We start from the raw sequence: 9,914 nt of genomic DNA on the forward strand, positions 1-9,914 counted from the left end.
GACAGCCAGCAGGTTGTGCAAACTATGGCTTATACCCGTGTACAAGGAATGAATCATGCTCCATCCGCGAGCCAGAACCATGCTGTTATTATCAGTTCCCGCGCTGGTTATCGGGATCGTATCCAGTCTGATATTAATCGCTGTAATGAAAGTCGCGAACGTTTTACAGCAGATACTGTGGGAACGTCTGCCTGCCAGTCTCGGCGTGGCTCACGACTCATCACTATGGATTGTCGGTATTCTGACGCTGACCGGGATTATGGTCGGGCTCGTGATCCGCTTCAGTCCTGGCCATGCTGGGCCCGATCCCGCGACAGAACCTTTGATTAGCGCACCGGTAAACCCAGGCGCGCTTCCCGGTTTACTGATGGCGCTGATCCTCGGTCTGGCTGGCGGCGTCAGCCTTGGCCCGGAACATCCCATTATGGCCGTGAATATCGCGTTAGCCGTTGCCCTTGGCGCTCGCCTGTTCCCCCGAATTGGCGCCCTTGACTGGACCATTCTGGCGTCTGCCGGCACTATCGGGGCGTTGTTTGGCACTCCGGTTGCCGCCGCGCTGATATTTTCACAAACGCTGAACGGCACCAACGATATCCCCTTATGGGATCGCCTGTTTGCTCCCATGATGGCTGCCGCCGCGGGCTCACTCACGACCAGCCTGTTTTTTCACCCCCATTTTTCTTTACCCATTGCCCACTATGCGCAGATGCAACTGGTGGATATCCTCAGCGGTGCGATCGTGGCGGCCATTGCGATAGCGACAGGGATGGTGGCGGTCTGGTGTTTGCCGCGTTTGCACCGCCTGATACATCGGCTGAAAAACCCGGTACTGATGCTGGGCGTTGGCGGCTTTATCCTGGGGATTCTGGGGGTGATCGGTGGCCCATTGACCTTATTTAAAGGTCTGGACGAAATGCAGCAACTGGCCTTTAGTCAGACTCTGGGCACCTCTGACTTTTTTATGCTCGCGGTGATAAAACTGGCGGCACTGGTTGTTGCAGCCGCCAGCGGTTTTCGCGGTGGACGGATATTTCCCGCGGTGTTTGTGGGCGTGGCGTTAGGTCTAATGTTGCACGCTCACGTGGAGGCAGTTCCGGCGGCAATCACCGTATCCTGCGCGATTCTTGGATTGGTACTGGTGGTCACACGTGACGGGTGGCTGAGCCTGTTTATGGCAGCAGTCGTCGTCCCTAACGCCACCCTGCTGCCATTGTTGTGTATCGTGATGCTCCCGGCGTGGTTACTGCTGGCAGGGAAACCGATGATGATCGCCCATCGTCACGATGAATAACTAAGCCCCATTATGCGCCTCCAGCGAGCGGGTGAGCGTCCTTAGCAGATCCGGTAAATCGGCTTTCGGCAACACGACTTCGATCAGCGAAAGCCGCTGCGGATATTTCAGACGTTCAAGCACCTCGTCCAGTTGAACGGCCTGCGTCACCCGCCAGCATTCAGCCTGACCTTCCGCATTCAACGCATGCGGCACCTGAGTCCAGTTCCAGTTCGCAATGTCGTTATAACGCTGATTCTCCCCGTGAATAGCGCGTTCCACGGTGTACCCGTCATTGTTGAGCACTAAAACGATCGGTGCCTGTCCATTTCGCATCATTGACCCCAGTTCCTGAATGGTCAGTTGCGCCGCGCCATCTCCGGTTATCAGGATCACCCGACGGTCTGGCGCGGCTGTTTGTGCGCCAAATGCAGCAGGCAACGAGTAGCCAATCGATCCCCAAAGCGGCTGCACCAGCACGTCCACTCCGGCGGGGAGCGAGAGCGAGGCTGCGCCAAACGCGGCGGTGCCCTGATCGGCAAGCACAATATCCCCGGGAACCAGATACTTCTGCAGCGTATGCCAGAAATTTTCCTGCGTTAGCGGTCCCTTTTCGATCTGCGTACGCGCAACAGGAGGACGATCCGGAGGAGGAGAAAAAGACAACTCCATGCATAATTCTCGTAATGTGGTGACGGCTTGTTCCATAGAAATGCCGCTGAACCAGGTATTGCCCACTCGCGAGGCATGAGGCTGGACGTCAATCGTGCGTTCCTGCGGGAGTTGCTGACTAAAACCGGCGGTCAGCGTGTCAATGAATCGGGTGCCGACACAAAGGGTCAGATCGACATCCTCTATCGCCTGACGCACATATTCACTGCTGGCGCTGGCGCTGTAGGTGCCGACGAAATGCGGATGCTGCTCATCAAACAACCCTTTTCCCATCAATAAGGTGGCATGCGCCATGGGCGTCTCCGCCATCCAGCGTTGAAGCACCGGCTGCAAGCCAAAACGCAATGCCAGAAAATCGGCCAACAATGCGACCCGTGGGCTGTTCATCAACCGCTGGCGGGCATGATAGCGAAACGCCGCCACGACGCTACTGTCTTGCTCAGATGGTGTTACCGTGAGCGCATTTGCGAACGGGATAGCCGGTGCTCTGGCCACGTCTGCGGGAAGCATCAGATAACCGGGTCGACGTTCAGTCAGCATTTCACGCAGTACGCGGTCAATTTCATGGCAGGCGTTTTGTTCATCCAGTATGGCGCTGGCAACCGTTACCGACTGGCTCATACGGTAAAAGTGCTGAAAATCACCATCGCCAAGGGTGTGGTGCATCAGCTCCCTCTTTCGCTGTGCGCTTTGGCAAGGCGCCCCCACAATATGCAAGACGGGAACAAACTCTGCATAGCTTCCCGCAATACCGTTGATGGCGCTTAATTCACCGACGCCAAATGTTGTCAGCAACGCCCCTGCTACTCTGGCGTAACCATCGGCAGCATAGGCGGCGTTCAGTTCGTTTGCACACCCGACCCAACGTACCTCGGGGTGCTCAATAACATGGTCGAGAAACTGCAAATTATAATCGCCCGGTACACCAAAAAGATGGTTGATACCGCAACCTGCCAGTCTGTCCAGCAAATAATCCGCTATTGAGTAGAGGGTTTTCATGACAGCTATCCTTCTGACGGTAACCTCACTGTTGAGTATTAAAGAACTGTGATGGCTGTCCAGAAACGCCACGGCGATTGGGGGTGGAAAGCAAAATTTACAGTTTTCGCAGCGCAATCTCATTGAATCAGGTTCAGTGTAAACGTATACACTTAAACGATGACGTCACTGACAGGGGGAATAAAATGGCATATCAGGCTGATGAAAATCGTTATCAGACAATGGAATACCGCCGTTGCGGTCAAAGCGGATTAAAGCTCCCCGCGATTTCACTGGGGCTATGGCACAATTTTGGTGACACCACCCAGCTAGAGAACAGTCGCTCGCTCCTGCAGCGAGCCTTTGACCTGGGTATCACCCATTTTGATCTCGCCAACAACTACGGTCCACCACCCGGCTCCGCAGAGCGCAACTTTGGGCGTATTCTCCAGGAAGATTTTTTACCCTGGCGCGACGAGCTCATTATTTCCACCAAAGCGGGTTACACCATGTGGGAGGGACCTTACGGTGACTGGGGCTCACGCAAATATTTGATCTCCAGCCTTGATCAAAGCCTGAAACGCATGGGGCTTGAGTATGTCGATATTTTTTACCACCACCGTCCCGATCCCGAAACACCGCTCACAGAGACAATGAAGGCCCTGGATCATATCGTGCGTCAGGGTAAAGCGCTGTATGTGGGACTTTCAAATTATCCGGCAGACCTTGCCCGGCAAGCTATTGAGATCCTCGACGATCTGGGAACGCCTTGTCTGATCCACCAACCCAAATACTCGATGTTCGAACGCTGGGTGGAAGACGGTCTTTTAGCGTTGCTACAGGAGAAAGGGGTCGGGAGTATCGCGTTCTCACCTCTTGCAGGAGGGCAGTTAACTGACCGCTATCTCAATGGTATTCCTGCTGATTCCCGTGCGGCCAGCACCAGCCGTTTCCTGAATCCTGAGCAGATCACCGCAGAAAAACTGGATAAAGTTCGCCAGTTGAATGCGCTGGCCGCGCGACGGGGACAGAAACTTTCGCAAATGGCCTTAGCCTGGGTGCTACGCAATGATAACGTGACTTCTGTACTGATTGGCGCCAGTAAATGTGCGCAAATTGAGGATGCGATTGGAATGCTGGCAAACCGCCACTTCTCCGCCGGGGAATGTGCAGAGATTGACGCCATTCTGAATAGTACAAAATAAATACAGTTTTAACAAAAAGTGCTCTCCTACGAGATTTAAGAGTTAAGGCGATGAAACGGGGCTTTACTGCCTCGTAATATTACGTTAACAGGCCGGTTACGGCTTCGATCGTGGAAGGAGAGAAAGTATGTTCAGGTCACTGATTCTGGCAGCAGCTTTACTGGCTTTTGCACCGCTGGCCGTTAACGCTGGCGAAATCACCCTGTTGCCATCAATAAAATTACAAATTGGCGATCGCGACAATTACGGTAACTACTGGGACGGCGGATACTGGCGTGACCGCGATTATTGGCACCATAATTACGAATGGCGCCAGAATCGCTGGTGGCGACATGATAATGGTTATCACCGTGGTTGGGATAAGCGCAAAGCTTACGAACGCGGATACCGTGAAGGCTGGAACGATCGCGATGATCATCGGGGTCATGGCCGCGGTCATGGTCACGGTAAAAAACATCACCATTAAAAAAAGAGCCTTCGGGCTCTTTTTTATTACGCTCTGTTTATGCCTGAATGTTTTCTCGCTGCGACGCTCACGGCGCGCCCGATGGTGATTATTACATTCCCAGAGCCGTACCGACCAGCAGCCAGATGTTCAGCGCGACAACCAGTATGACAATCAACCATCCCAGATATTTTACCCACGAGGTGTTGACCAAATCGCCCATCAGGGAATGGTCGCTGGTGAACATCAGTAAAGGCACCAGCGCCAGCGCAATACCAAAACTGAGCAATACCTGGCTCATCACCAGAATACGCGTCGGGTCAAGCCCCATCAGAATCACAATAAACGACGGCATCATCGTGACCGTACGGCGTACCCAAAGCGGAATATGAAAACGAATAAACCCTTGCATCACGACCTGCCCTGCCAGGGTTCCCACCACGGTGGAGGAGAGCCCCGCAGCCACCAGACTCAAGCCGAAAACGGTGGCGGCGGCATGGCTGAGCAGCGGCTCCAGCGTTAAATAAGCTTGATCAAGATCGGTAACACCAGTGTGGCCGCTAAAGTGGAATGCCGCAGCGGCTGTCGCCATCATCGCCAGGTTCACAAACCCCGCGATAGTCATCGCGATCGCCACATCCCATTTGGTTGCCGAATAACGCTGCTGACGCGAACCGCCGTGCAGGTGCTGAGTTAACGAAGAGTGGAGATAAATAACGTGCGGCATAATCGTCGCCCCCAGAACCCCGGCCGCCAGAAAGACCGCTTCAGAGTTGGGTAAACTCGGGATAATCACCCCTTTGCTCAGTTGCGCCAGGTTCGGCTGGGAGAAAATCAGCTCCACAATGTAAGCCGCCGCCACAAAGAGCAGTAATCCGCCAATGACTTTCTCGAGCGGTTTCTGCCCACGACGTTGCAGCATCAGAATCAAAAACGTGGCAATACCGGTCAGTACCGCCCCCTGCAATAACGAGATGCCAAGAATGAGTTTAAAGCCGATGGCTGCACCGATAAACTCCGCCAGATCGGTCGCCATGGCGATAATTTCGGCCTGAACCCAGTAGAACCAGACCACAGGACGCGGGTAGTGGTCGCGAATCTGTTCCGCGAGATTTTTACTGGTCGCAATACCCAGTTTGGCCGACAGCACCTGGATCAACATCGCCATCAGGTTGGCCCAGATGACCACCCACAGCAATTGATACCCAAAGCTGGCCCCGGCCTGAATGTTGGTCGCAAAGTTACCGGGATCGATATATCCGATAGCCGCGATGAACGCAGGTCCCATTAATGCGAGCCTCAACTTGCGCGCTGCCCGTCCACTGCTACTCTCAACGCGATCGTCTGTCATCTTGTGCCTCAGAAACATAGCCTTTGCTATGTTTCATGTTATGTTTATTGAGAATGCTTATCAAGTGCATCGAAGCAGGTAGAATTGATTTCTCTGATAGGGTTGAACGATGGATCGTTGAAGTCTTGGGATAGGGTTGTATATTGTTTAATAATTGTTATTAGATTAGCACAATGACATAACTTTTCACTTCCATACTCAGCATAGCGGAAGTGTATTGCAGATCACTAATTTTGAATCTCGTCACAGGTCCTTATTATAGTGTGTGTTTGATCTCGTTTTCTTTGGTGTTGTTACATAGAATGTGCACGGAAATTAAACCTGCCTCATATTTGGAGCAAATATGGACCGCGTCCTTCATTTTGTCCTGGCCCTCGCCGTCGTTGCAGTGCTCGCGCTGCTGGTAAGCCATGACCGTAAAAAAATTCGTATTCGTTACGTTATTCAGTTACTCGTCATTGAAGTCTTACTGGCGTGGTTCTTCCTGAACTCGAACGTCGGTCTGGGCTTTGTAAAAGGCTTCTCCGAGATGTTTGAAAAACTGCTCGGGTTCGCCAATGAAGGGACAAACTTCGTCTTCGGCAACATGAACGATAAAGGTCTGGCGTTCTTCTTCCTGAAAGTCCTCTGCCCTATCGTCTTTATTTCTGCGCTGATCGGTATTCTTCAGCATATTCGCGTCTTGCCGATCGTTATCCGTGCTATCGGTTTCCTTCTGTCCAAAGTCAACGGTATGGGCAAACTGGAATCCTTTAACGCCGTAAGCTCCCTGATTCTGGGCCAGTCCGAGAACTTTATTGCCTATAAAGACATTCTTGGCAAAATGTCGCGCAACCGCATGTACACCATGGCCGCCACGGCGATGTCCACGGTTTCCATGTCTATCGTCGGCGCTTACATGACCATGCTGGACCCGAAATATGTGGTTGCTGCGCTGGTTCTGAACATGTTCAGCACCTTTATCGTGCTGTCTCTGATCAACCCGTATCGCGTTGAAGCCAGCGAAGAAGATATTCAGATGTCCAACCTGCACGAAGGCCAAAGCTTCTTCGAAATGCTGGGTGAATACATTCTGGCTGGTTTTAAAGTCGCGATTATCGTTGCCGCCATGCTGATTGGTTTCATCGCTCTGATTGCCGCGCTGAACGCACTGTTTGCTGCCGTACTGGGTATCTCCTTCCAGGGCATTCTGGGTTACATCTTCTATCCGATTGCCTGGGTAATGGGTGTTCCGGCGAACGAAGCGCTACAGGTGGGCAGTATTATGGCGACCAAGCTGGTTTCTAACGAGTTTGTTGCGATGATGGATCTGCAGAAAATCGCCTCTACGCTCTCTCCGCGCGCTGAAGGTATTCTGTCTGTCTTCCTCGTTTCCTTCGCTAACTTCTCTTCTATCGGTATCATCGCAGGTGCAATCAAAGGCCTGAATGAAGAGCAAGGCAACGTGGTTTCCCGTTTTGGTCTGAAGCTGGTGTATGGCTCTACGCTGGTCAGCGTACTGTCAGCGTCTATCGCTGCACTGGTTCTGTAATCTAAGAGATAACATTGAAAACCGGGGAGCTTCTCCCCGGTTTTTTTATGCCTGCAATTCTGCCAGCGGACTGGGTCGCCCAATCAGGTAACCCTGCAGATGGTTCACGCCAAGACTGAATAAAAGCGCCTGCTGTTCCGGGGTTTCGACAAACTCAGCCACCACGCTCAGAGACTTTGCTTTTGCCATATCGGTGATGGATTTGACGATCATGGCATCCAGGGAATCAGTCACAATGTCTTTCACGAAGACACCGTCGATCTTGATAATGTCGGCTTTCAGCCGTTTCAGGCGTTCATAATTGGCGTACCCGGTCCCAAAATCATCGATGGCTATCCTGAAACCGAATTTACGCAGATGTTCAATGTTCTGCACGCTGCTCTCTGAGTTAGAAAAAGCCTGTTCTTCCGTAATCTCAATGATCACGCTTTCCGGCGCTATCTGATAACGTTTGAACAGTTGAATAATGTGCAGCGAGATCTCTTTCTGCATCAACGTCAGCGGCATCAAATTGACGGAAAAACGCGCCCCCTTCTGTTGTGAAGGATGCGCAGAAAGCCATTTCAGCACCGCTTCCACCACCTGTAAGTCGAAGCGCGCACTGAGGTTAAACCGGGTAATTAAGGGGATAAACTGATCAGGCATCATCAGGCCGTCATCACTTTTCAGCCGCGCCAGAATCTCATGGTAGCCTTTCCCTTGCGCGTCATAAATCGGTTGTGCATACAAAACCAAATCGTCGCTTTCCAGGGCGCTACGTATTTTTTGCAACAGCAATACCCGCTCGGTCGTCTGCCCCGATGCTGCCTCAAGACTGTTCGTCAGCGCCAGAACCTGCTGGTGCGTGCAGGATTGTTCCGCCAGCCAGCTCAGTTGCCCGAGCATAGGTTGTAATGTTTCTTGCCGACCATCGAACGTCCCCCATGAAGCGCCATACTCCATATCCAGTCCGGTATTATTCCAGTGAATTTTTCGACTGTTGAGAAGGTTGACCATATGCTGCAATCTGGCTTCGGTCTCCGGCCCTGTCAGCACTAACAACAACTCGCTCCCCGGCAGTTGAAATACGCTCTCTTTTTCCATCAGCAGCGGTTGTATGGCGCGAAATATCGACTTCTTGCAATGAACGCGCATCAGCATGCCGTAATGACGGCTCAGAAACTCCAGATTTTCCATGCGCAGGCAACAGACACTCTGCCCGGACTCGTTACCGAGGAATTTCTCCAGCGCCCGAAGGTTGGGTAATTGGGTGAGCGGATCCGTCAGTGCCTGCAACTGCCAGCGCCGATTAAGCCATTCTCCACGCTGGTACATCCGCGCCATGTAAAGCATACAAATACTGAATGAGATCAGTACGGAGAGAATAAAAGCCAGCGAATAGGCTGATACCACGCCTTGCAGGAAATTTTTGTTGTACGTCAGTAACGCAAGCGCTGAAACAGCCCAACTGAGATTCAAAAATGGATAGCTGAACTTGCCAATACCGAGTGTAAAAATAATGAAGAATACAGGGACAAGGTAACCTGCAACATAGTCAGCATGATACGGCGTACACATCACCCCTAACAACGCCGACAGCACCATGAACCAACCCGTGATAAAGAGTCGATTCTTTTTGCAAATGCGGGAGACGACTTCCCTACGCCAAAATAAGCGCGCATAACGCGGATTCACCATCATCCGCATGGGGTAGTAGAAAAATAAAGTGAAAATCAGCGCGGCAGAAATCAAACTTAAAACGTCGACAACGGTGTAAATAACCGTCGCAGTACCAAAAAAGGTTGAAATCTCTACCGGGTAGTCCAGATAACGCCCTGCCAGGTGCATCATAACTTTGATCCCAACGGGAGCAATAAACCCCAGCCAGAACACCCTCACCCAGATATTTTTGTCAGGGAGTCGATAGCGCCAACGCGAGCCGATTTGCCAGCGCACCAGCGCGCACATCCCTAACACAAAAAAGAGCTGGCAAAACAGCAGAACCGCTGCCTGTGCAAACGGCAGGTGGAAGTTCCACTGATTGGTCAGCATCATGCCGAGAATGGCTGGCGCAATCCCGTGTCTGCCAAAGAGAAACAGTACGGAATAAATAACGCACAGCGGTAGCCAGGCTAAGTAAATAGCGCTGGAATCAACTACGGCTAACGGGGAAATCAAGCGGGAAAATTGTATCGCAATAACGGTAAGCGCTAAAGCCAGAGAAAATTTTCTTATGTTTTTTAACATGTTATGCTTCACTGGCATTACGTTAATGCTCTCATAGAACGATAAAGTTGACGCATAAATGATAAGTTTATTCGCGGCACGAAGCAACCTGATACCCGCTTAACGCCAGGCTTTGCGAGCTATTGCATCGCGTAGAGGTACATCACGGAGGGTTAAACTGAATGAAATAGAAAGGAATAGAAAGGAATAACGCAGATATAAAAAACCCCCGCTTTTCAGCGAGGGTTAGAATTTTG

At 51.8% G+C, this 9,914-nt stretch carries 8 protein-coding genes; 4 read left to right on the top strand and 4 right to left on the bottom strand.

Features of this window, described 5'->3' with window-relative positions; translation table 11 throughout:
• The first annotated feature begins 55 nt into the window (after positions 1-55).
• Positions 56-1,291: an ion channel protein gene (locus AC07NP_RS15105; RefSeq protein WP_203360516.1), complete on the top strand. Its 1,236-nt coding sequence runs from the start codon at positions 56-58 to the stop codon at positions 1,289-1,291.
• Here the strand turns inward: AC07NP_RS15105 and AC07NP_RS15110 are convergent, their stop codons facing one another.
• The gene (locus AC07NP_RS15110; RefSeq protein WP_494660951.1) at positions 1,292-2,941 is read right to left on the bottom strand and encodes an alpha-keto acid decarboxylase family protein; all 1,650 of its coding nucleotides are present in this window, start codon (positions 2,939-2,941) and stop codon (positions 1,292-1,294) included.
• Between the two features lie 185 nt (positions 2,942-3,126).
• On the opposite strand from AC07NP_RS15110, the gene mgrA reads away from it, so the two are divergent.
• Together mgrA and ypeC are read left to right on the top strand one after the other, a co-directional pair.
• Positions 3,127-4,125 (top strand): L-glyceraldehyde 3-phosphate reductase, encoded by a 999-nt coding sequence (mgrA, locus tag AC07NP_RS15115; RefSeq protein ID WP_494660952.1) that lies wholly within the window; start codon positions 3,127-3,129, stop codon positions 4,123-4,125.
• A gap of 127 nt (positions 4,126-4,252) precedes the next feature.
• The gene (gene ypeC, locus AC07NP_RS15120) at positions 4,253-4,591 is read left to right on the top strand and encodes a DUF2502 domain-containing protein YpeC (RefSeq protein WP_203360513.1); all 339 of its coding nucleotides are present in this window, start codon (positions 4,253-4,255) and stop codon (positions 4,589-4,591) included.
• Positions 4,592-4,682: 91 nt separating this feature from the next.
• Here the strand turns inward: ypeC and AC07NP_RS15125 are convergent, their stop codons facing one another.
• Together AC07NP_RS15125 and AC07NP_RS15130 are read right to left on the bottom strand one after the other, a co-directional pair.
• Complete coding sequence (locus AC07NP_RS15125; RefSeq protein ID WP_494660953.1) at positions 4,683-5,921, bottom strand: Nramp family divalent metal transporter; 1,239 nt, start codon at positions 5,919-5,921, stop codon at positions 4,683-4,685.
• The gene (locus tag AC07NP_RS15130) at positions 5,902-5,991 is read right to left on the bottom strand and encodes a hypothetical protein (protein ID WP_494660954.1); all 90 of its coding nucleotides are present in this window, start codon (positions 5,989-5,991) and stop codon (positions 5,902-5,904) included. The genes AC07NP_RS15125 and AC07NP_RS15130 overlap by 20 nt, the downstream gene beginning before the upstream one ends.
• Before the next feature lie 273 nt (positions 5,992-6,264).
• On the opposite strand from AC07NP_RS15130, the gene nupC reads away from it, so the two are divergent.
• Positions 6,265-7,452 carry a nucleoside permease NupC gene (gene nupC, locus AC07NP_RS15135; RefSeq protein WP_203360511.1) on the top strand — a complete coding sequence of 396 codons (1,188 nt, stop codon included), beginning with the start codon at positions 6,265-6,267 and terminating at the stop codon, positions 7,450-7,452.
• Between the two features lie 45 nt (positions 7,453-7,497).
• On the opposite strand, the gene AC07NP_RS15140 is transcribed toward nupC, so the two are convergent.
• Positions 7,498-9,696: a bifunctional diguanylate cyclase/phosphodiesterase gene (locus tag AC07NP_RS15140; protein ID WP_494660955.1), complete on the bottom strand. Its 2,199-nt coding sequence runs from the start codon at positions 9,694-9,696 to the stop codon at positions 7,498-7,500.
• Between the last annotated feature and the right edge of the window lie 218 nt (positions 9,697-9,914).

This window comes from Citrobacter sp. GW821-FHT07H02, from assembly GCF_059418505.1.

Excerpts from the sequence above, each read along its gene's own strand:
- AC07NP_RS15105 (WP_203360516.1), top strand. The coding sequence starts at position 56 with ATGCTCCATCCGCGAGCCAGAACCATGCTGTTATTATCAGTTCCCGCG.
- AC07NP_RS15110 (WP_494660951.1), bottom strand. The coding sequence starts at position 2,941 with ATGAAAACCCTCTACTCAATAGCGGATTATTTGCTGGACAGACTGGCA.
- mgrA (WP_494660952.1), top strand. The coding sequence starts at position 3,127 with ATGGCATATCAGGCTGATGAAAATCGTTATCAGACAATGGAATACCGC.
- ypeC (WP_203360513.1), top strand. The coding sequence starts at position 4,253 with ATGTTCAGGTCACTGATTCTGGCAGCAGCTTTACTGGCTTTTGCACCG.
- AC07NP_RS15125 (WP_494660953.1), bottom strand. The coding sequence starts at position 5,921 with ATGACAGACGATCGCGTTGAGAGTAGCAGTGGACGGGCAGCGCGCAAG.
- AC07NP_RS15130 (WP_494660954.1), bottom strand. The coding sequence starts at position 5,991 with ATGCACTTGATAAGCATTCTCAATAAACATAACATGAAACATAGCAAA.
- nupC (WP_203360511.1), top strand. The coding sequence starts at position 6,265 with ATGGACCGCGTCCTTCATTTTGTCCTGGCCCTCGCCGTCGTTGCAGTG.
- AC07NP_RS15140 (WP_494660955.1), bottom strand. The coding sequence starts at position 9,696 with ATGCCAGTGAAGCATAACATGTTAAAAAACATAAGAAAATTTTCTCTG.